The 20,972-nt window shown below is 28.2% G+C and carries 25 protein-coding genes and 3 pseudogenes; all 28 read left to right on the plus strand.

Going from position 1 to position 20,972, the window contains the following annotated elements; genetic code table 11:
* The first annotated feature begins 46 nt into the window (after positions 1-46).
* Complete coding sequence (locus ACWPW7_RS13660; RefSeq protein WP_454053948.1) at positions 47-328, plus strand: hypothetical protein; 282 nt, start codon at positions 47-49, stop codon at positions 326-328.
* Positions 325-927, plus strand: coding sequence for a hypothetical protein (locus ACWPW7_RS13665; RefSeq protein WP_454053949.1), 603 nt, complete (start codon positions 325-327; stop codon positions 925-927). Before ACWPW7_RS13660 ends, ACWPW7_RS13665 begins: the two co-directional genes overlap by 4 nt.
* 206 nt (positions 928-1,133) lie before the next feature.
* Positions 1,134-1,304, plus strand: a complete 171-nt coding sequence (locus ACWPW7_RS13670; protein WP_454053950.1) for a hypothetical protein — start codon at positions 1,134-1,136, stop codon at positions 1,302-1,304.
* A gap of 34 nt (positions 1,305-1,338) precedes the next feature.
* Positions 1,339-2,871, plus strand: a complete 1,533-nt coding sequence (locus tag ACWPW7_RS13675; RefSeq protein ID WP_454053951.1) for a hypothetical protein — start codon at positions 1,339-1,341, stop codon at positions 2,869-2,871.
* Between the two features lie 208 nt (positions 2,872-3,079).
* Positions 3,080-3,499 carry a hypothetical protein gene (locus tag ACWPW7_RS13680; RefSeq protein WP_454053952.1) on the plus strand — a complete coding sequence of 140 codons (420 nt, stop codon included), beginning with the start codon at positions 3,080-3,082 and terminating at the stop codon, positions 3,497-3,499.
* A gap of 470 nt (positions 3,500-3,969) precedes the next feature.
* Positions 3,970-4,506, plus strand: coding sequence for a GIY-YIG nuclease family protein (locus ACWPW7_RS13685; protein WP_454053953.1), 537 nt, complete (start codon positions 3,970-3,972; stop codon positions 4,504-4,506).
* A gap of 104 nt (positions 4,507-4,610) precedes the next feature.
* On the plus strand, positions 4,611-4,886 hold the full coding sequence (locus ACWPW7_RS13690) for a DUF5659 domain-containing protein (RefSeq protein WP_454053954.1): 276 nt from the start codon (positions 4,611-4,613) through the stop codon (positions 4,884-4,886).
* 183 nt (positions 4,887-5,069) lie between these two features.
* Positions 5,070-6,437: a hypothetical protein gene (locus ACWPW7_RS13695; RefSeq protein ID WP_454053955.1), complete on the plus strand. Its 1,368-nt coding sequence runs from the start codon at positions 5,070-5,072 to the stop codon at positions 6,435-6,437.
* A gap of 275 nt (positions 6,438-6,712) precedes the next feature.
* Positions 6,713-7,798 (plus strand): Ig-like domain-containing protein, encoded by a 1,086-nt coding sequence (locus tag ACWPW7_RS13700; RefSeq protein WP_454053956.1) that lies wholly within the window; start codon positions 6,713-6,715, stop codon positions 7,796-7,798.
* Positions 7,799-7,980: 182 nt separating this feature from the next.
* Positions 7,981-8,316, plus strand: coding sequence for a hypothetical protein (locus ACWPW7_RS13705; RefSeq protein ID WP_454053957.1), 336 nt, complete (start codon positions 7,981-7,983; stop codon positions 8,314-8,316).
* Between the two features lie 664 nt (positions 8,317-8,980).
* Positions 8,981-9,145 carry a hypothetical protein gene (locus ACWPW7_RS13710; protein ID WP_454053958.1) on the plus strand — a complete coding sequence of 55 codons (165 nt, stop codon included), beginning with the start codon at positions 8,981-8,983 and terminating at the stop codon, positions 9,143-9,145.
* Positions 9,146-9,380: 235 nt separating this feature from the next.
* A complete protein-coding gene (locus ACWPW7_RS13715; protein WP_454053959.1) occupies positions 9,381-9,554 on the plus strand; it encodes a hypothetical protein in 174 nt (57 codons plus the stop codon).
* A gap of 36 nt (positions 9,555-9,590) precedes the next feature.
* Complete coding sequence (locus tag ACWPW7_RS13720) at positions 9,591-9,821, plus strand: P27 family phage terminase small subunit (RefSeq protein WP_454053960.1); 231 nt, start codon at positions 9,591-9,593, stop codon at positions 9,819-9,821.
* 77 nt (positions 9,822-9,898) lie between these two features.
* Complete coding sequence (locus ACWPW7_RS13725) at positions 9,899-10,084, plus strand: hypothetical protein (protein WP_454053961.1); 186 nt, start codon at positions 9,899-9,901, stop codon at positions 10,082-10,084.
* A 73-nt stretch (positions 10,085-10,157) separates the two neighbouring features.
* Entirely contained in the window at positions 10,158-10,316 is a 159-nt protein-coding gene (locus ACWPW7_RS13730) for a hypothetical protein (RefSeq protein WP_454053962.1), read from the plus strand.
* Positions 10,317-10,394: 78 nt separating this feature from the next.
* Complete coding sequence (locus ACWPW7_RS13735; protein ID WP_454053963.1) at positions 10,395-10,580, plus strand: hypothetical protein; 186 nt, start codon at positions 10,395-10,397, stop codon at positions 10,578-10,580.
* A 53-nt stretch (positions 10,581-10,633) separates the two neighbouring features.
* Complete coding sequence (locus ACWPW7_RS13740) at positions 10,634-10,780, plus strand: hypothetical protein (protein ID WP_454053964.1); 147 nt, start codon at positions 10,634-10,636, stop codon at positions 10,778-10,780.
* A 630-nt stretch (positions 10,781-11,410) separates the two neighbouring features.
* On the plus strand, positions 11,411-11,635 hold the full coding sequence (locus ACWPW7_RS13745; protein ID WP_454053965.1) for a hypothetical protein: 225 nt from the start codon (positions 11,411-11,413) through the stop codon (positions 11,633-11,635).
* 1,560 nt (positions 11,636-13,195) lie between these two features.
* Positions 13,196-13,327: an HK97 family phage prohead protease gene (locus ACWPW7_RS13750; RefSeq protein WP_454053966.1), complete on the plus strand. Its 132-nt coding sequence runs from the start codon at positions 13,196-13,198 to the stop codon at positions 13,325-13,327.
* Positions 13,328-13,397: 70 nt separating this feature from the next.
* A pseudogene (locus ACWPW7_RS13755) lies at positions 13,398-13,628 on the plus strand (HK97 family phage prohead protease); the annotation flags it as partial.
* Positions 13,629-14,515: 887 nt separating this feature from the next.
* On the plus strand, positions 14,516-14,644 hold the full coding sequence (locus ACWPW7_RS13760; protein ID WP_454053967.1) for a hypothetical protein: 129 nt from the start codon (positions 14,516-14,518) through the stop codon (positions 14,642-14,644).
* A 394-nt stretch (positions 14,645-15,038) separates the two neighbouring features.
* Positions 15,039-15,182, plus strand: a complete 144-nt coding sequence (locus tag ACWPW7_RS13765; protein WP_454053968.1) for a hypothetical protein — start codon at positions 15,039-15,041, stop codon at positions 15,180-15,182.
* Positions 15,183-15,423: 241 nt separating this feature from the next.
* A complete protein-coding gene (locus ACWPW7_RS13770) occupies positions 15,424-15,582 on the plus strand; it encodes a phage head closure protein (RefSeq protein WP_454053969.1) in 159 nt (52 codons plus the stop codon).
* Positions 15,583-16,100: 518 nt separating this feature from the next.
* A pseudogene (locus ACWPW7_RS13775) lies at positions 16,101-16,384 on the plus strand (prohead protease).
* Between the two features lie 66 nt (positions 16,385-16,450).
* Positions 16,451-17,036: pseudogene (locus ACWPW7_RS13780) on the plus strand (major tail protein).
* Positions 17,037-17,127: 91 nt separating this feature from the next.
* Complete coding sequence (locus tag ACWPW7_RS13785; protein WP_454053970.1) at positions 17,128-17,472, plus strand: RNA polymerase subunit sigma; 345 nt, start codon at positions 17,128-17,130, stop codon at positions 17,470-17,472.
* A gap of 119 nt (positions 17,473-17,591) precedes the next feature.
* Positions 17,592-17,711, plus strand: a complete 120-nt coding sequence (locus ACWPW7_RS13790; protein WP_454053971.1) for a hemolysin — start codon at positions 17,592-17,594, stop codon at positions 17,709-17,711.
* Positions 17,712-17,728: 17 nt separating this feature from the next.
* Complete coding sequence (locus ACWPW7_RS13795) at positions 17,729-20,971, plus strand: phage tail tape measure protein (RefSeq protein WP_454053972.1); 3,243 nt, start codon at positions 17,729-17,731, stop codon at positions 20,969-20,971.
* Position 20,972: the final 1 nt, after the last annotated feature.

Consider the following 20,972-nt stretch of genomic DNA (forward strand, 5'->3'; position numbering starts at 1 on the left):
ATTTTATTATTATAAAACAGAATCTTATATAGCATTACAATTACAAATGTTAGCGATTGACATCCCAAAAACATTAAAAAAAATTGATAATGAAAAAATAGCAGATTTAAAAGAATCTATATTAGAAAAAGATAATCCAGTTTTTAGAAAGTATAACACACCTTATAGAAAAAGATTCGACAAATATGGTAGAGAAAAATATTTTAGTAATACACATTCTGTACTAAATTTACACGCTAAAAATGTTGCTAGAACACTCATGGTAGAAGAACAAGAGTTAAAAATGAAACAGATAATTATGCCAAAAGTGATAGAGTTGGGTGCATGAATTTAATACTTAGTAATGCTAATATTACAGATAAAACAGATGAGGCTGTATCGTTAGTAAAAGCAGTATTTAATAGTTGGAGTGGTGAAGCAGAAAGAATAAGAGGAATTTATAAAGATAATAAAACTAAGAAAAATGAAGAATTAAGAAAAAATAATCTTATAATATCTAATTCTATAATGGAGCTAAGCGGAAGATATGATTTAGATACAATGGCAAGTGCATTACTCAAAATGAGTAAATCTACTAATAGTGCTATAAGGACAAAATTTATGATAGATTGCTGCTTTAATATAATACAGCAATTATTAGATATTTATTACAATGATATTACAATATTTAAAGAAGATGATAATGGTAATCATGATTGGATGTTTAAAAAATATAAGAAGATACATACAGTTAGAAAAGAAATGGATTTACAATCGATGGCTATTAAAAAAGAACAGTTAAAACAGGGTGAAATAATAGAAATAAAATTTAGACCAATAGAATTGAATAAACAAATTATAACTAAAAAAGATGATAAGTTTTATATAAATAATGAACTTATCTTTAATAACAAAGTAAAAGGTAAAAAAAGGTGTAATGACCTTTGATTTGTTAAACAAATTATTCAAGGATAGAAATAAATTAGAAGTAGAATTAAAAGATATAGAAAATAAAGAAACGTACATAGTAGCTTATATTTAACTAGGACAAGCATTAACGCATAGGGTCTAACGGCTACGCCTATCCTATGCTATTTTGTGAAAGATGGTTAGAATAATTATCTTTTATAAATTAATTGGAAGGTGGAATTAACTTGGATAAGAGAATACAGGTTATTAGAAATTTTAACGACGCAAATATACTGCTAGAATATGGTCATCAAATTAAAAAGATAGATAGAGATAGAAATAATAGAAATTATTTAATATTTTTATTTGAGAATAATGAAGAATTACAAAAAGATTTAAAGAAAATAACAGAATAAAATATAAAAAGGTGAAGAAAAGGGTTGATGGTTTTTGAGAGAAATAAGGCTAATTGATGAATTGGAATATAATAAGAAATATAAAGAAATTGGCAAAAATAATGGTAAAAAAATATATGATGGTGATAGTTACATATATGATATAGTAAAATTATCTAAAGAAGTATATAAAGCCGATGAATTAGTAAGTACAAATGAAGAAATTAATGTAATGGTAAATGATGTTAAGAGTAGTTTTATTGAAACTTTTAATAATAGAGGTGGAGCAACTAAACAACAAATTGATTTTGCAGAAGAAACAGCTAAAATAGTATTTGGAAAATTAAAAGAGGATATAGTAACGGTAATTCCTGCTCCTTGTGGGTTTGGGAAAAGTTCAATATCATTAGAAATCTTAAAAAAATTGATTGAATTAATTAAAAACAATAAAACTACAGATGGCTTAATACTTGTAACAGATAGGTTAGATTCTTTAAGAGATACTCAAAATGATTTAAAAGAAATGGATTTAGATGGATATACATATATATTAGAGGGCTGGAATGAAAATATATGCATGAATGAAAAAGTAAAGCAGGCGAAAAGTAAAGTTTGCACTCCTAAAAATTGTCCTTATTTTTATAAATGTAAAATATACGAGCAACAAGAAAAGCAGAATAAATATCCTGTTTTGATGATTACTAATGCAAGGCTTAAAGAATGTGGAGATTCTATAAAAAAATATTCTCAATATGAGAATGGTGAAAGAAAAGTATTATTAATAGATGAAAGACCAGATATACTAGATACTGTTAAGGTAGATAAAAAATTATTAAATGAAATAAGTACAGAAATAAGTAAATGTGAGTATGAGAATACAGATGAAAAAACTAAATTTGAAAATATGTTTAAGGAAATTCAAGATGTTTTAGCAATAAAGATGCAAAAGTTAAGAAAAAAATATAAAAGATTTATAGTATCCAATATTAATAATGAGCTTATTTGCAAGACAGATAATGAATTTATGGATTTATGGAACAAATATATGAAAAATGACTACAAAAGAGAATTAGAACATATTCATGCAGTATTAACAAAAGGTGGTTTATATGTTTACGAAAAGAACACTGAATTTATAACAACCATAGGAAGTAAAGATCTAAAAGAATTATATAGTAATACATTTAAAACGATAGTGTTTGATGGTACTGCTTTATATGATCCTTTATATTCTGGCATGTATAAAACCAAAAGTATTAAATATTTAGATGTTGAAAATACAAGATTATATAATAATTTATATATAAATGTCTACATAAGGCATAAATTAACTAAAACAACTTTTAAAGATAAAAAACATCTTGTAAAAGCTTGTGGTGAATTTGTGAATGAAAGAATGAAAATAGGTTTTGGAAATAAAGCATATGTAGTGACATATCAAGAGAAAGCAGTTGAACTAGCTAATTGTATTGATGAAAAGTATACTATTTCGATGCTTGATGAGAAACAAACATATTACTTTGGCAATACAAAGGTAAAAATGATATGCAATATTGTAATACTATGTTCCAGTTTGGATGGGACGTAATGCCAGATTATGAATATGTAATACAATGGTTAAGTACATCGGTAAATTGGGATGGAGTTATTAAATATTGCTCTGATATAAAAAAGCTGAAGAAATTAGTGATGACTTTGTAATACAAGATAGAAGTAATAATAAATATGGATATTATACATATTCTTCTGAATACAAATGTTTTGAGTTTGGAGCACAATTATTAAATCAATTTAAAATGTTTAGTATTGTAACTAATTTTTATCAAGAAGTACATAGAACAAAGCTAAGGAAATATACTTGCAACGACAAAATAAAAGTAAATATTTTTGCTATACAAACTATTATTTTGGATATGATAAAACAATTATTTATGGGATGTAATCTTAAAATAATTGAAGAGGAACTGAAATGTTTTACTAAAGCTAAAGATAAAAATTTTACTAAAAAAGATGGTACTAAAACTAATGCACAAAAATTTATAGAATGGGAAGAAAAATTTAACGATAAAAAGATTAAAATTAATTATATTAAAAAAGAATGTAATTTTTCCAATGAAGATTGGAGAAATGTAAAAAAGAATAAAACTGTAAAAGATATATTATTAAAATATAAGACAGTAAGAGAAGGAAAAGAATACTTTCTAGTGAGAATTTAATAATTAGGTGGGTATAAAACTCTATATAATTATATAGGATTCTTTACCCACCCATAAATTATAATTATACCATAATCATATAATATTAATCAAACTCTAAAAGTGATAATTAATATTATGTATGTAAGTCAAAAATAATAATAAATTGAATAAGCCGTTTTAAAAGTTCTAGTGGCTTACCTTTTGTCGGCTAGGTCGGAATATTTTAGGGATAGTAGGAACAAAGTGACGTACTAGCCCTTATATACCGAGATTGGTGATACAAAAGGTAAAAGAACGTAATAGATATTAGATAAAAGATGTATGAATTATCATACATCTTTTTTATTGCCTTTTTATAAACAATTAAACCGATCAACAAACAAGCATTAACGCCTATAGCTGCCTACGTCGCTATAGGCTATTTTGTGGAAAGGTATGTAAATTATCTCATCCAAAAATAAATTAACTATGAAAGGTGGAATTATATTATGAAATTAATAAGTGGAATTTATGGAATTGAGGATGTTGAAACAGGGAAATTATACGTAGGAAGAGCAGATTCAGATAATGGAATTAAAAAGAGATGGAGCTGTCATAAAGCTCATTTGAGAAATGGGAGACATGACTATAATGAATTACAAGATGCCTTTAATGCAGACCAAAACAGAATTAAGTGGATAATATTAGAGGAATGTCCTGATGAGGAGCTTGAAGAAAGAGAAAATTATTGGATTAAATATGTAGATAAAATTGACGGTTGGACTGTTATAAACAAAGAAAAGAAGTCTAAAAAGAGAAGTAAAGTGAAAGACACCAGTAGAATGTCTGTAGCCCAAACAGGAGAGAATAATGGACATTGTATAAAATTAAATAAAGAAAAAGTAAGAGAAATTAAAATATATCAGAAAAACAATACATATAATGATGAGAAACTATCAGAAATGTATAATGTTTCTCTAACACATATAAAGAATATTAGAGATGGTAGAAGATGGGCAAGCGTATCTCTAGAAGATACAAAATAAAATACATATATAAATTTAAAATCAATTATATACATATACGCAAATTAACATAAGGGGGTATTATTACTCCCTTATAAATTAAAATGTGATTGGAGGTAGAAGAAATGTATAGAAACTATAAAAAGAATGAAGATGAAATAGTGATTATAAATAGAGGAAAAATAGCCTATTTACACATGAATAACATGTTTGAAGAAAGAATTGAAACTGTTGATGTTAATGGTAATAAGTCTTGGGCATGGGTGTTTAAGAGAAGTGAAGACTTAAAGGAATTGATTAAAGAATACAATAAGAATCAGTTTTTAAAAGATTATAACTCTTGCTTTAAAAATATAGCGTATGATCTTGCTAGAATTAAAAGTAGACAAGGAATATGTTAATAATGGAGAGTCAGTGAGGATGATTGGTGTTATGAATCTTATGAAATATACATAGATGAAATGCAAGAATTGTTGATATTTTGATTGTGGATTAATTGTTGATAAAGTTGTGGATAGTTTATTGATTAATTAAAGCTATATGTTATAATTTTCTTATAAGTATAATATATGGGAGGATAAATAATGTCTAAATCAAAAAAGATAAATATAATTATAGACCAAGAGGAAAGACAGTTAGTTTATCATAGTGAATTTATAAATAAATATCCAAAGCTTAAGGAATTATTAAATAATAAAATGAAAGTTTCAAAAAAAGATTTAATTAATATAAAAAATTTGGATAAAGACCTATATAATTTAATAAAATATAATTTCAAAAATATAGTGAAAGAAAGTTCAAAAGAATGGTCAGCTTTTAAATATGATGGCGAATCTAAAAAGAAATGTTCTTTATGCAATACTCCCAATAAATATATTTTCTTAATAAAAAATAAAGTTAATAATATAGTTCTAAATGTTGGCTCTGAATGTAGAAAAAAATTTCCTGGAATTGATAGTATTATTGATGGAAAAAGCATAGATCAAATAAAAAAAGATAGAAGCAAAGAAGTTAGAAGAATGCTTAGAATAAGTGAATTTAATGACAAGTATCCTGATACTATAAAAAAATTTGAAATTTGGCAGGAATATTATAATGAGTTACCTATTATAATGCCTAAAAAAATACACACTGGATTTATAAAACTGCTACGTGATAGCAAGGAATTCTATAATAATTATATAGAGGGTAAAAAATTAAAGAAAGAATTGAATGATTTCTCTAAATATATTTATGATTATAACACTTTGGCAACAAAAATAGATATTATTATTAATTCAAATAAAAGTAAAGAATTTATTTGTACAAAATCAATAAAAGATTGGCTCTTAAGTAATAATTTGAATGGAGTTATCGAATTAATAATTAATGATGATGGATATATAACGATAAAATCTGTTCGTTATATTTATTATTTTCCTTTTTTAGAAAGATATATATATAAATTTCAAAATGTATTTGAAAATCTAAATTTTATTATAGAAGAGTTTAATGAAGATGAAGTTGTTATTAGTTATAAATTTATTAACAATAATAAAGTACATTTTAGAATTAGTTTAAAAAATTTCATGAATAAATATGGACAAATTATATTTGAAGAGTTCTCTAACTATGTTACTGTTTCAAATATACTTGAGAACTTTAATATAATAAAATCAGAGGGAAATTATTATAATATATCTAATATAATAAATTCAGAAATAGATAAGAAAAAATATACTGTAACTATAGATTTAGATAGAAATGAACTTGAAGTTGAAGATAAAATTAATAAAAAGTATTGTTCATTAAAAGCAGAAGTTTTTATTCAATCAAGCATAACATGTTTATTAGAAAGAGAGAATAATGAGAGTCTTATTCAACTTATTGAAAAAGTTCAGAACTGGAAAGACATTTCTGAGAAGAAGAAATATAATATTGATGAATTAGAAAAGTTAATGAAAAATATGTAATATAAGAAACACTTACTTTTTAGTAGGTGTTTTAATTTTTGTATAAAAGTAGGTGATTATTATTCCAATAAATATTTTAAAACTTGATAGAGCATCTAGGTGACTTCTCTAATTTGACAAATATATTTAAACAGAATATATATTTTAAAATATGTTTTACAATAATTATAAAGTTTTAAAAAATATGACCTAAATTGTAGTAAATTTATCCTTGAATATGTAAATTTATACAGTATATAATGCATATGTACAAATTACACAAGGGGGATAAAATAATGAAAAGAAAATTAAAATCAATTTTAATACTAATGTTTGCATTTGTATTCATGTCATTAAGTTTTAGTAATGCAAAAATAGTAAAAGCGGCTTCATTTAATGATGTGGTTATAGGTACAGAAAATTTAAATAATACACCTGAAAATAGTGCTAAGCTAGGTGATGTACTTCATATGCCTGAAATAGGATGGAAAAGATATGATAGCACAAATTCAAGTTTTGCTTATGAAAATAGAAAGTATGTAATGTCTAATTTGCCTACATTATATAATGGTAGTATGTCATGTGGCAATGATATGAGAATTAAATTTAAGTTCTTAGGAAGTCAGATTAGATATGTAGGCTCAAATCCGCTTGTTGACATGAGGGGAACTCACAAAATAATAATTGATGGAAAATCTTATACATTCGATGCTAAAGGAAAGAAACAGTATGAAGTTCTATATTTTGAGTTGAGAAACTTAGAGTTCAAAGAACATACTGTAGAAATTATAGGCGATACTAATGGATTTGAAGGTTTTAATGAAGGATATACTCTCTCTTTTAATGCACTAGATATAGATGAAAATGGTGAGTTAATAGCAGAAGAAAAAGAATCTATATCACTAGATAAGACATCTATAAATCTATTAGAAGGTAGTTCAGAAAAATTAACTGCAACAGTTTTACCTGAAGATACTACAAATAAAAAAATTATATGGTCATCAAGTGATGAAAGTATAGCAAAAGTAGACGAAAATGGGAATGTAACAGCTATAAAAGAAGGAAAAGCAACAATAACGGCTAAATTAGAAAATACTGATTTAACAGCTACTTGTGAAGTAAATGTAAGCAAATTAGTAGAAGAAAATAAGAACAATGCAATTTTAAGTATTTCTTTAGTAAATGGAGCTACAAAAGAATATGATGTAAGTATGGAAGAAGTAAATAAATTTATAAACTGGTATGAAGAAAGAGCTAACGGCAAAGGTTCAGCACTATATTCATTTGATAAAAAGCTTAACCCATATACATCAGTTACTGAATATATAGTACATGATAAAATAGCTTCTTTTGAAGTTAGAGAATATGAAATAAGTAAATAAATTAGATAAGTATAGCATCTAGGCAACTAGGTGCTTTTTTAGTCCCCTTTTTATAGTATCTAGGTGATTAGGTGCTTTTTTATATAAGATATTATGTAATATAATAACTGTAAAAAAAGTTAAAAGTTGACATTAAATTTTAATAAGATATAATAGTCATTAAAGGGAGGTGAAGAAAGGTTATGAAAAGATTTAAATTTTCAAAAGGAATTTTTCTAATGCTTACTTTAGTTTTAACATTATCATTAATACCAAGTAAAATCACATATGCTGTACCTACTTGTTGTGATAGATTTTCACCTGGATGGGAAAGAAGAGGTACAGATAGGGAGAGATCAAGTCATAAAATTAACTGTAGGACTCATAATGTAGTACATTATTGTGAAATTACTGAGACGTATCGTAATTATCGGAAGATATGCTTAGCTGTGATACCTATTTGGGAGAAAAGGACAGAGTTTTGGAATCAACAACACATTCTGTTAAAACATGCCATTAATTATAAGCAAAAAAATTAAGAGCTCTTAACAGGGCTCTTTTTTAATACATAAAAGGATAGGATTATGAAGCTAACGCCAAAATAGAAATTAATTATACAAATATTATACTTAACACAATAATGGAATGATTATATATTTGTGTTAATATAGTCAAAAAGCGTATGAGGAGAGAGATTTATGGGATTATTTTCTGGGGAGACTTTAGAAGAAAAAAAGAAAGGCATTTTGACGAAAATATAGATAGAATAGGATTGAAGAACTTAAGTCCAGTAAGAACTTGAGCAAATAAAGGATATTATTTATTCAATGAATAGTGTTTTAAGAGAAGCCAGGTGGATTTTACATCTTATTAAAAGCATTAATGGAACAAAAATTGGTTATTAATGAAGAAACTAGATAGCATAGATAAAAAACTTGAAAGAATTGAATAAATTAACAGGACACTATTTATATGGGTGTCTTTTTTAATACATAAAAGAAGGTGTTAGAATGTACATTATGTAAAGCGAAAAGATTATTATTAGTCTTAAAAAATTATGTAGATGTGGAGAGATAATAGACTATACAGAAAATAATAAAAGGAATGCATTAAGAAAGTTGAACAGGAAAATAAAGAAAGTTATAAAGAGTATAAAAGGAATATAAAAGATAAGAAAGAGCAAGCATTTTATGTTAGTAATGAATGGATAAAAGTACGGATAAAGTTAAGAACAAGTATAAAGGAATATGTTTATACAGTTATTATATCTTAGGAGAAATTAAGTATGTAGATTATATACATCATCGTAGAATTAAAAGAGGATCAAGGGCAGAAATTAAATATAGACAACCTTATACCATGTTGTGATAGTGTACACAAGATTATGTATAATGCTTATACAAGAGTAATAAGCATAAGAAGTATATGCAAGAATTATTAAGAGAATTAAAAAGAAAATATGAAAAAGAGCGAGTACTAATTTAAAAGTTAGTGCTTTTTTATTTTAAAGCGTAGCTATGTGAAAATTTTAAGTGAATTTTTAAAAGTCTGTGGTGCAGTTTATTTCACAAAATTCTAAAAACTAATGCTCAGGGGAAAATTATTGTTGATTAGAAAGGTGATTACAATAGCACGTCCAAAGAAAATGTTAGTAACACAAGAAGGACACTTGACAAGAGAGCAACAAGAAGAAAAGAAAATACAAGAACAAATTATACGAACTGGAACAGAGCAGTTAAGCAAATCCTCCTACATGGTTAAGAAATTCTATGGCTAGAAAAGAGGGAAAAGATTAGTTGAGCAATTTAAAACTTTGGGTGTAATACAAGGCAACTTAGATTTAAATAACTTGGGTGCTTATTGTAATGCTTATTCTAGTTATATAGAGATTACAAATGAAATTAAAAGGACAGCTACTAAATTCATAGAATACACAAATAAGGTAGGAGCAACTAATATTATAGAAAATCCGCTTATAAAAATTCAAATGAAGTATTCAGATGAAATGCGAAAATATTCTAGTTTACTAGGTTTAACAAATTGACAGTAGATTAAAATGGTGCAACTTTAAAATTGACAGAAATCAAAAAGGATATTGTAGATGATTTTGGTGATATATAGATGACTATACTTGAAGAACTAATACAATATGCTAATTATTGTTTAGAGGATAAATACATAAATGAATATGAGGATTATATTAGTTGCCAAAAACATATGACATGTCAAAGATTTTTGAATGATTTAGATAGAATAGGTAAAGAAGACTTTCCTTATGTTTGGAATGAAGTTGAAGCAGAAAAATAGTTAAATGGAATGGTTTATTTACAAGAAGTAAAAAAGGTGATATTGGCAGGTCAGCTGAATTCATTTGAACAATATGGCAAAAGTTCAATTTATGTCAAATCTATGCTTGGAGATATGGAAAACACAGGTTATAAGAGATTTTAATAAAAGCTTCATCGAGGTAGCAAGAAAACAAGCAAAATCGCAAATGGAAGCTGGAGTTATTTTATATGAAATGTCGACTAATCGATAAAAAACAGGGAAATTGTGAATGTTATTGTGCAGGAACTAAAAGAGAATAACGGAAGTTATATTTGATGAATGTAAAAACTTGCTTAGCGGAAGTCCATTAGCTTGTAAATTCAAAATAAATAGAGATAGAACTGAAACAGCACAAACGAAGTTTTTAAGACCTTTATGTAAAGAGGATGGGAAAAAGGGAGATGGGACAAATCCTGCTATACTTGTAGCCTTGATGAGTACTATCAGCATAAAACAACAGAATTTTATGATTTAGGATTAGGAGCAACACAAAAGAAAATTTGTTAATGATAAATTACAACAGCAGGAATGGATTTAACTTATCCATGTTTTACGCAAGAATATAAATATTGTTCTAATATATTAAATCCTAATGTTGACGTTATTAATGATAATTATTTTGTTGATATATGTGAAATTGATGAAAAAGACGATATAGAAGATAAAAGATGTTAAAAAAAGCCAATCCGTTAAGGATGACATATGCACAAGGTGTCAAAAGATTGAAGATGAATATAAAATTGCTAAAGAGATTCCAGAAAAAATTTATTTTTCCATTTTTTAACTAAACGTCTAAATAAATGGGTGCGCTAAAGAAAATGGTTATATGGACATGGCTAATGGAAAGCTTGTGAGGTAAAAGAAATTCCTTATAATCTTAAAAATAAAGTTGCATTTATTGGTGGGAGAGCATGCTGTAAATAAAAATAGATCTTACATCTTTAGCTTTTGTTATACCTATAATGGACAATGGAATAAAAAAATATGTTGTATTTAGCCATAGCTTTATTCCGAATAGAGAAAAATTAAGAGAGAGATGCTTAAAGGATAAATGCCTTACGATGCATGGGAAAGACAAGGATTTATCACTGTAACGGATACTTCCAATAGTAGACTAAAATGTAGTAATTCAATACGGAATAGATTTTTAAAAAAAATAATTGGAACATAGATACATGGTGTTTTGATCCAGCGAATGCAAGCAAAATTATGATGGATGTAAGTGATATGGGCTATAATGTTATTGAATTATTTCAATCACATAACAATTGAATGAGAGTACTGTTGCTTTAAGAGAAGAAGTGCATGAGTAATGTAATATATTTATTTAATCCAGTATTAAATTTTGCTATGTCTAATGCAGTTATAAAAACTAATAATGGATTAATAAAAATAGATAAAGATGCAACTATGCAAAGAGTAGATCCTGTAGATGCTCTAATTTGTGGTTTCAAAATGGCTTGGTTATATGAATTTGAAGCCAAGTTACATAAGATAACAGACGAATATTTAGATGCTTTAGGATGGTAGGATGTGATAAAAGTTGAATATATTAAATAATTGAAAGAGTTTCTTCTATTATATATAGAAGATTTTTTTATTTTAAGAGGGACTAATTTTAATTAATGTACCTTTCTATTTATGGAAATGAAGCAGGTATAGTATAAGTGGTTCGATTTTATTTGGTTTAGGAATGTATTTCTCTAAATATCCATCAAGAAAGGAGGTGATGACAATTGTTATTTAGAACAAAGAAAAAAGAAGTCAAGGTTTTGATAAAGTAGAATGATAAAGAATTATTACAATTTTTAGGTATTGAAATTAATGGATTAAGCCGCATGGGTTAGAAGAGGTTACTTATTTTACTTGCTTTTTATGTATACTATGCGATACTGTAAGTAAATTACCTTTAAAGTTGTATTTTGACACTAATAATGGTATTCAAAAAGCAAACGATCATTATCTATATTCAATTTTAACCAAGACCTAACCTGCACATGAGTGCTTCGGATTTTTGGAAATGGCCAATTCTGTAAAGAAATCATTTTGGAAATGCTGTTGTTTATATTGAATGCGATAGAAGAGGAAAAATATGCTAATTATACTTTGGAAGATGGATATTGGCAGATGTGTAGATGATGCCGGTATATTATCTAAGAATAATAACGTTATTTGGCATGTTATTAAAGTATAAGTTAGGCAAAGAATACAAAGTCCAAGCGAGTTTTACATTTTAAAGGGTTTACTGAAAATGGTTTAATAGGTGTCTGTAAGAGAATATTTACTTACAACAATAGAAAATGTACAAAGTGGACAGCAATATTTAACAATTATTTTAAAAATGGTTTATTTGCTAAAGGATTATTGCAATATATATGAGATATTGATGAAGAGGCACAGAAAATATGCAATAAAGATTCGAGAAAATGGCTAATGGTATTAAAAATGCAGGTAAAATTTACCAGTACCATTAGGATTTAGTTTTCAAACCGTTAACTCTACGATGCAGATGCACAAATCTTTGAGTTAAGTACATTAACTCGGCAAATAGCAGCAGCATTTGGAATTAAAAATGCATCAATTAAATGATTTTAGAAAGGTCAACTCACACAAATATTGCAGAATAACAAAAGGAATTTTATATTGATACTCTTATGTCCAATTTTTTAAATATGTATGAGCAAGAATCAACTTATAAATTGGTTATTAAAAAGTAACTAGATAAAAATCATTTTTCAGATTTTAATGTGTATAGTATTCTAAGAGCTAATATTAAAGAGATTTGAAGCTTATAGATAGGAATACAAAGTGGATTCATGAAGATTAATGAAGCTAGGAGCTTGAAAATTGGACAAGTGAAGAAGATGGCAATAATTTAATTTGCAATGGTAATATGTAAAAGGTAAAAGATGTAGGTGTATTTTACAAAAATAATCTTAATTCAACACAGAAGGGAGGTGGAAATTGATAAAAATGAATAAAAATGAAAAAGAGATAAGAAATTTTACTTCTGATATTGAGGTTGAAGTGAAGAAGGAGCAAAAGAAAATTGTTGAGTGCTCTAAAATTTAATACCTGGAGTGAAAATTTATGGATTTATTGAGATTCATTGATAGACAGGCTTTAGATAATTGTGATATGTCAGATGTTAGATGTCTTATAGACCATGATTCACAAAAGATTTTAGGAAGAACTACAATGAAATATTGCTGCCATAGATGATATAGGTTTAAGATATGGCGATGCCATCTGATACTACATACGCTAGAGATTTACTTATAAATATGGAAAAAATGGTAATATAACCACAGTGTTTTGGTTTTGTTTTAAATTAAGTGGCAATGTAGAATGTGACAATTGGGAATACGATAAGGAAAATGGCATCTACAAAAGGACTTTAAAAGATATTAAAAGATTATTTGATGTAAGTCCTGTTACATATCCTGCTTATTCGCAGACAGAATGTGTTGTTGCACAAAGAAAGTTGAAGATCAAAGAGAATGAATTAAAACAAAAGCAGTAAGAGATTTGAAATTAGGAATTGATAAAGAATAGAGTTATTTGAAAGAACTATATAATAGATAGTTCTATTTTTATGTCTAAATTTAAAATACAAAAGACACAACAATGGAGGGTAGGTAATAACATGACAAAGGAAATAAGAGAATTAATAAATAAATTAGAGGCTTTAGAAGTTACGAAGCCAGAGAGTTAATAAACAATACAGAAACAAGAACAGCAGAAGATATTACAACTAAGCAAGAAGAGATTAGGGATTGGTGCCAAAATTGAGATGCAAGAAGAACTGGAAAATGATTTTAAAGACGAAGAAAGGATGGATTAATATGAATAAAGAATCAAGAGATGATAAAAAAAGTTAAATATGATGGAGAATTATTTTTATAGAGCATTAACAGGTGTAGAATTAATCAAGAAGAAAGAAAAATTAATAAAAGAAGTACAAACAAGAGCTTTGAGTGAAACAGGCGATAAAAGACGGTGAAAATGCAGTTCCTGATGATTTATCCCAAGAAATTATGAAAGTATAAAGGCGAAGAAGAATCTGAAGAAATCTTGTTAGAACAGAAAATGCAAAATCTAAAACTGGTACTGGGAATAGTAAGAACTGCACACCTAATAAATTACATAATATCGCAGAGCGTGCGCTATACAATGATTAATAACCTCAACATGATGTAATTACATATAACTAACAAAAATTTGCAGGAATGATGGATGTAAGTAATGAACTACTTGATGATTCTTTGCTAATTTTAAAGATGAAATTAAAACATGGTTAGCTGATAGCTCAAGAGAAACTGAAAATGAAGAAGTGTTCTATGTTTAGGTGGGGATAATGCGTGTGAAGGATTAATTTCAAAGGTAAAAAATATAAAACAGTAAAAGCACTTGGCAATAATAGATATTAAGTTTCTAAGAAGAGTTAAAAATATGTTGAAGAAAGGCTATAGAACACCAAAATGGGTAATGAATACAGAAGCTTTTGAAGTTTTATCCAATATAGAAGATAAACGGTAGGGGAATATTAGCAGAAGACCCAAGAAAAGAGGATTCTTATACTTTGTTTGGCAGAACTGTTGAAATTTATGATACTATACAAGCTAATGACACCACTAAGAAGACAGAAATATTATTTGAGACTTTATAAGAGGCTATAGAATGTTTGAGAAAAACTTTGAAATAAAAATGACAGATATATGAAAAGAGGCATTTGAAACTGATACTGTAAAAGCAATAGGAATTGAAAGATTTGATGGCAAAAATAATGGATACAGTACAGTTATAATTGTTACAGATATTGTTACAGGTGAAGTTACACTAACACAAGGTTAATTAAATAATAGAAATTAAACCAAGGGTATAAGTAAAACAGGTATGTTTTTATGTCTTCACTAAAGGAAGGTGATTTAGAATGATACTTACATTAGAAGAAACTAAAGCTTTTTTAAAAGTAGATTATGATGATGAAGATGAAAAAAGAAAGAAGCTTAATTCAAGGTGTAGACTATATCTTAAAAATGCTACAGTAAAGAATATAATTCTAGTAATCCATTAAAGCAAATTATTTTGTAAGGTTTTAGTTAGTGATTGGTATGATAATCGTGGATTTATGGAAGATAGTAAAATGTCTAGTAAAGTGTGATATACAATAAATTTACATTTCTACCAATTAACTTATTGTGAGGATTAATTATGAATATAGGACAATTAGATAAAAGTATTAATTATACAAAAATTTTCTACATATACTACTGAAAATGGCTCGGCATGCAGGATTGGATATCATATAAAATCGTATGGGCTATGTAAATAATCTCTGGGGTAAAGAATTTTATGCAGCTAAAGCAGTACAAGCAGAAAATACAGTAGAATTTGTTTGTAGATATAGCAAAGATTTAGAAAATATAAATTCTAAAGAATACAGAATCAAAGTTATAAAAAACAAAAAATGCTGAAAAAGAAGAAGAGAAATATAGATACTTTAACATAACATTTATAGATAAATATTAATAAATATAAAAATAAATGGCTTAAAATTAAAGCCACTGAGGTGAATTAATTGGATAATGGAATAGAAATTGAAGGTATGAAGAGTTCACAGAAATGCCAGAGGTAGCTGGTGACTTTAACTGAAGAAGATGAAAAGAGAGCAGTAAAAAAAGGGATAGATATAATTGATAAAAAAGTCTAGATGGACAGATACCAACAGGAAAGACTAAACGATTATCTAAACGTAAGAAAAGTGTTAAGAAAGATGGATTAGCAACAGTTGAAACGGTTAAGTTAACAGCTTTCTATGATTTCATGAGTTTGGCACAAGCCAATCCAAAGCTAATGCAGGCTTCTTTGAAAGAGCAGTAAAAACAGTGAGAATGAAGCTGTAGAAGCTATAGCAAAAGAATTGCTAGATAAAATAAAGTAGCAAGCTTATATGAATAAAAGTACATTAAAGAAGGGTTAATACAACAAAGAGATTATAGACTTATTGCCGGATAAAAGGCATTTCTTCCTTACATGCTAATAATCCTGATAAAAATTTGTATTTAGAGTATGAAATTATTAATGAGCACGGTGTTGATTATATGAAGGAAAAGAAGACTTTACCACTTATATAGTATATGTAGATATATTTACAGAGATTATACATACTCAGAGGGTGTAGTAAAAAAAGCACGATACAAAATGGACGAGCGTGATATGGCAGCAGATCTATATGAAAAGGAAACAGGGAAGCACTATAAAGTAATGAGGATTTAATATGTTTACAGACTAGCAAAAGCTAGTCTTTTATGCAAACAATAAAGAAAAGAGAGGTTGATAAATATGGTACAAAGTAGTTCCTTTACAGTGGACTTGAAAAAATTATATGTAGCTGGAGGAAAAGAAGATGGAGCAGTAGCAACAACTTTTGATAGTCCAAAAGCATTTTGAAGGTATTAAAGAATTAGCGTTAAAACCAAAAGTCAATTCAGATGAATTCTAGCAGTAAAAAAGGTGGTTATCTGAAACCACATTAGCCAACATTGATGTAGAAATAGATATAAAATGGGATTTAGAAAAAGAAGAAGAAGCATTTCTTTTAGGACACAAATTAGCAGCAGAAGGTGGAATTATAAGAAGTGCAAATGATAAAGCACCAGAAGTTGCTTTACTTTATAAGACAATAAAAGGAAACGGTAAAGCAAGGTATGGAATACTTTATAAAGGTACTTTCAGTATTGGTGACGAGAACTATAAAGGGAAAGAAGGAAAGGCAAATTTTCAAACTAAAAAATTAAAAGCTACTTTTGCACCTTTACATTCAAATGAAATGTGGAGCTATAAAATTGACGAAGAGGATGGTATGACAGATGAAAAATTCTTTAAAGCAGTAATTATACCAACAGAAAAAACTATAACAGGAGAGTAAAAGTAGGATAGGATATTTCTTATCCTATTCTCATTTGAAAAATTAGAAAAAAGTTTTAAAAATAAAAAATTTAATACAGGAGGTATTTATTATGATTGATAAATTGAGAAAACAAAAAATAGGCGATAAAGAATATAGTTTTAAAATGATTAATAAAACAATAAGAAAAATTGATGAAAAGTATGGAAACTATGGCTCTGTACTATATGGAATGATGGAAGGTGTGCAATTTTATACTAATTGCTTAAAATTAATATCTGTGTGTTGCATGGAAAAAGAGTGGGACATAGAAGCGTTAGAAGATGAGATGACATCTGAGCAATATCAAGAAATTACTGGATTAGCGGTAAATCTATATTTAGACTATATGGGATTAAATGAAAAAACTGAAGAAGAAAAAGCAGAAATGGAAGAAGTTAAAAAAGAAAAAAACTAGATGACCAGTCTGAATCTAAATATGAAATAGATTTTGACTGGCTTTTCTATATAGCAAAAGTACATTTAAATTATACAAAAGAAGAATTTTGGGATAGCACACATAAGGAACTCTACAATATGTGGAAATCACATATTAAGTTTAATGGTTGGGAAGTAAAGTCTAATAATGAAGAAAATGATTCTACAAGTGATACAAGATACAAGAAAGTAAATATAGAAGATATACCATTTTTATAAGAGAGGAGGGTGAAAGTGTGGCAGGCAATACAGAGAAACGTATAACTGCTAAGATGGTTTTAGATAGTACAGGTTATAACAATTCAATAAAAGGTATAAATTCTGAAATGAAAAATTACCAATCACAAATGAAAGTTGCAAGTGAAGGAATAAAGCAGTTTGGCAAAGATACGGAAAAGTTAAAATCTGTACAAGAATCTTTAACAAGACAAGTAGAGTTACACAGTAAAAAAATAGATGTATACAAACAAGCAATGGAAAAAACTACTTCCAAAATGCAAGAGAACATAAAAGAAAGAGATAAGTTTAAAAATAGTTTAGATGCTGCTAACAGAAAGTATGATGAAGCAGTTAAGTTATATGGTAAAGAAAGTGAACAGGCTAAGAAAGCAAAAGAAGAAGTAGAAAAATTAGAGAAAGAATATAAAAACAAAGAAAAAGCAGTAGAATCCAATGCTAAACAAGTGCAAAACTATGAGCGTAATATGAATAATGCTAATACTACCATGATAAGAGCACAAGGTGAGTTAAAACGTATAAGTGAAGAATTAGATAGAAGTAACAATAAGTGGCTTAATATCAGTGAAAGCTTAGAAAAAGGATCTGAAAAATTTAAAAATATGGGAAGTGCAGTTTCTGGAGTAGGCGATAAAATTTTAAAACTTACAGCACCAATAAGTGCAGTAGGAATTGCAGGTGCTAAGTTGGGAACTGATCTTAATGAAGCTATGTCTAAAGTAGCTACACTGATACCAGGGCAACAAAAGAGATTACAGGGATTAAAGAGTGATGTTCAAAATGTTGCTATAGTTGCTGGTAAATCCACAGATGACATTGCAGATGGTACTTATCAAGTTATTTCAGCTTTTGGTGATGCAAGTGACACGATGAAAAAGGTTGAAATAGATGCCAAGGCAGCAACAGCAGGAATGGCAACTACAACAGACGCATTAAATTTAAGTTCAGCAGTTATGAAAGGTTACGGAGATACTACGGCAGAAGCAAATCAAAAAGTTATGGATATGTCGTTTATGACAGTAAAATTAGGTCAAACAAGTTTTCCAGAGTTAGCTAGTTCAATTGGTAAAGTTGTTCCACTTTCAAATGAATTAAAAGTAAGTCAAGAAGAATTATTTGCTATTTATGCTACAGGAACAGGTGTTACCGGTGGTGCGAGTGAAGTAAGTACACAATATAGAGGTATATTACAATCTTTACTAGCACCAACAAAGTCTATGACAGATTTAATAACTGAAATGGGATACGCAGATGGAAAGGCTATGTTAGAAAAGCAAGGGTTAATAGGGGCTATAGAAACTATAGTTAAAAAGTCTAAAGAAATAAATACACCACTCCAAAAATATATTGGATCTATTGAAGGACAAACTTTAGCACTAGCATTAGCAGGAGAACAAAGTGAAGTTTATAAAGATAAATTAGAGGAAATGAAAAATTCTAGTGGTGCATTAGATGAAGCATTTAACGAACAAACTAATGGAATAAATAAGACTGGATTTGCCTTTAAACAAGCTACTATAAAAATGCAAGTAGCTGGACAAAAGTTAGGTGATGCAATGGCTCCAATATTAGAAAAAGGTGCTGAATTATTTACTAAACTTGCAGATAAATTAGGAAGTCTAAGTAAGGAACAATTAGAGAGCTATACCAAATGGGGAATGATGGCTATTGCTAGTGGTGGAGCATTAAAAATACTTGGTGGAGGAATATCTACAATAGGGAATATAGCTGGAGGACTTTCTAAATTAACAGGGATTCTAGGTGCAGCAAAAACTGCTACTGCAGGAGTTGGCACTGCTGCAAGTGTTGCAGGTGGAGCAGGTGGAATTGGAGCATTAGCAACTGGATTAGGTGGAGCTGTAGTTGCAGCCGCACCATTTGTAGCAGGGGCAGCAGCAATTGGAGTAGCAGCATATGGGATACATAAAGTAATGTCCAAAGATGCAGTACCATCTGTAGATTTGTTTGAAAAGAAAGTTGAATATACTACTAAAACTGTAACAGATAGTAGTGGACGGCTACGGCAGGAAGCTGAAAAGACTACTATTACTATTTCAGAAACAACTAAAAAATCTGTAGAAGCTTATTTAAAGCTAGATGAAGGTGCTACAAAGAGTTTAACTAACCTATATGTTAATGGAACTAAGATAACAGAAGATAATAAGAATCAACTCATAAACACTTATTCCGAAATGAGTACGCAAATAAAAGGTGGAGTGGATAAACATTATAATGAAGAAGTGGAAAATATGAAACAGTTTTTTAGTAATAGTAGAAATATAACATCAGAAGAACAACAGAAGATTTTACAAGGATTACAAGAGCATAACAATAAGCAAAAACAAGAAATTGATGGTTATGAAAAAAGAATAAAAGAAATAATGGATAAAGCAAGTAAAGAAAATAGAGAGTTAAAGAAGGAAGAACAAGAAGAAATAAATAAAATCCAAGATAAGATGAAAACTAATGCAGTTAAATCTCTTAGTGATAGTGAAGTTGAAAGCAAAGTAATATTAGAAAGATTAAAAGGATATAGCACTAGGATAACCACAGAACAAGCATCAGAAGTTATTAAAAATGCAGAAAAACAAAGACTTGAAAGTGTCGGCAATGCGGAGAAACAATATGATGAAACTCTAAGAAATATAGTTAAATTACGTGATGAATCAAAAAAGATAACAGCAGATCAAGCTAATAAAATGATTAAAGAAGCAGAAAGACAAAGAGATGAAACGATAAAAAAGGCAGATGAGCAAAAGCAGGGAATCGTTAATAAAATTAAAGACCAAAACGAAGAAGTCTTAAAAAATATAGATGAAGGTGATGGAGAAATAATGTCTAAGTGGGATAAGTTAAAGAACTGGTTCGCTGACAACCCTATTACTAGGTTTATAAAAACAATAACCAGTGGTGGAGATGAAGAAGCAGGGAGAAACTGGACAGGAACTAACTACTGGAAAGGTGGACTTACTTATCTTCATGATGCCTCAGGAAGAAATAGCAATTACGAATTATATGATTTGCCAAGAGGAACACGTGTATTTAATCATGACGCAAGTGAGGACATGGTCAGGCAAACAGCAGAACAGGTAGCAACTAAAGTAGCTAATAGTGTACTGAGTAGTTTTAATGGTACTGGTGGAATTAATGTAACGCAAAACATATATAGTCCAACTCCAAGTCCAAGTGAAGTATCAAGACAAACCAAAAACAGTTTAAGAGAATTAGCATTAAACTTTTAAA

The organism is Clostridium sp. Marseille-Q7071, from assembly GCF_965112025.1.

What these genes read in the sequence shown, in the direction of transcription:
- ACWPW7_RS13660 (WP_454053948.1), top strand. Translation starts at nt 47, where the DNA reads ATGTTAGCGATTGACATCCCAAAAACATTAAAAAAAATTGATAATGAA.
- ACWPW7_RS13665 (WP_454053949.1), top strand. Translation starts at nt 325, where the DNA reads ATGAATTTAATACTTAGTAATGCTAATATTACAGATAAAACAGATGAG.
- ACWPW7_RS13680 (WP_454053952.1), top strand. Translation starts at nt 3,080, where the DNA reads ATGTTTAGTATTGTAACTAATTTTTATCAAGAAGTACATAGAACAAAG.
- ACWPW7_RS13685 (WP_454053953.1), top strand. Translation starts at nt 3,970, where the DNA reads ATGAAATTAATAAGTGGAATTTATGGAATTGAGGATGTTGAAACAGGG.
- ACWPW7_RS13690 (WP_454053954.1), top strand. Translation starts at nt 4,611, where the DNA reads ATGTATAGAAACTATAAAAAGAATGAAGATGAAATAGTGATTATAAAT.
- ACWPW7_RS13695 (WP_454053955.1), top strand. Translation starts at nt 5,070, where the DNA reads ATGTCTAAATCAAAAAAGATAAATATAATTATAGACCAAGAGGAAAGA.
- ACWPW7_RS13700 (WP_454053956.1), top strand. Translation starts at nt 6,713, where the DNA reads ATGAAAAGAAAATTAAAATCAATTTTAATACTAATGTTTGCATTTGTA.
- ACWPW7_RS13705 (WP_454053957.1), top strand. Translation starts at nt 7,981, where the DNA reads ATGAAAAGATTTAAATTTTCAAAAGGAATTTTTCTAATGCTTACTTTA.
- ACWPW7_RS13710 (WP_454053958.1), top strand. Translation starts at nt 8,981, where the DNA reads ATGGATAAAAGTACGGATAAAGTTAAGAACAAGTATAAAGGAATATGT.
- ACWPW7_RS13725 (WP_454053961.1), top strand. Translation starts at nt 9,899, where the DNA reads ATGACTATACTTGAAGAACTAATACAATATGCTAATTATTGTTTAGAG.
- ACWPW7_RS13730 (WP_454053962.1), top strand. Translation starts at nt 10,158, where the DNA reads ATGGCAAAAGTTCAATTTATGTCAAATCTATGCTTGGAGATATGGAAA.
- ACWPW7_RS13740 (WP_454053964.1), top strand. Translation starts at nt 10,634, where the DNA reads ATGGATTTAACTTATCCATGTTTTACGCAAGAATATAAATATTGTTCT.
- ACWPW7_RS13745 (WP_454053965.1), top strand. Translation starts at nt 11,411, where the DNA reads ATGAGTAATGTAATATATTTATTTAATCCAGTATTAAATTTTGCTATG.
- ACWPW7_RS13750 (WP_454053966.1), top strand. Translation starts at nt 13,196, where the DNA reads ATGGATTTATTGAGATTCATTGATAGACAGGCTTTAGATAATTGTGAT.
- ACWPW7_RS13765 (WP_454053968.1), top strand. Translation starts at nt 15,039, where the DNA reads ATGATACTTACATTAGAAGAAACTAAAGCTTTTTTAAAAGTAGATTAT.
- ACWPW7_RS13770 (WP_454053969.1), top strand. Translation starts at nt 15,424, where the DNA reads ATGGGCTATGTAAATAATCTCTGGGGTAAAGAATTTTATGCAGCTAAA.
- ACWPW7_RS13785 (WP_454053970.1), top strand. Translation starts at nt 17,128, where the DNA reads ATGATTGATAAATTGAGAAAACAAAAAATAGGCGATAAAGAATATAGT.
- ACWPW7_RS13790 (WP_454053971.1), top strand. Translation starts at nt 17,592, where the DNA reads ATGTGGAAATCACATATTAAGTTTAATGGTTGGGAAGTAAAGTCTAAT.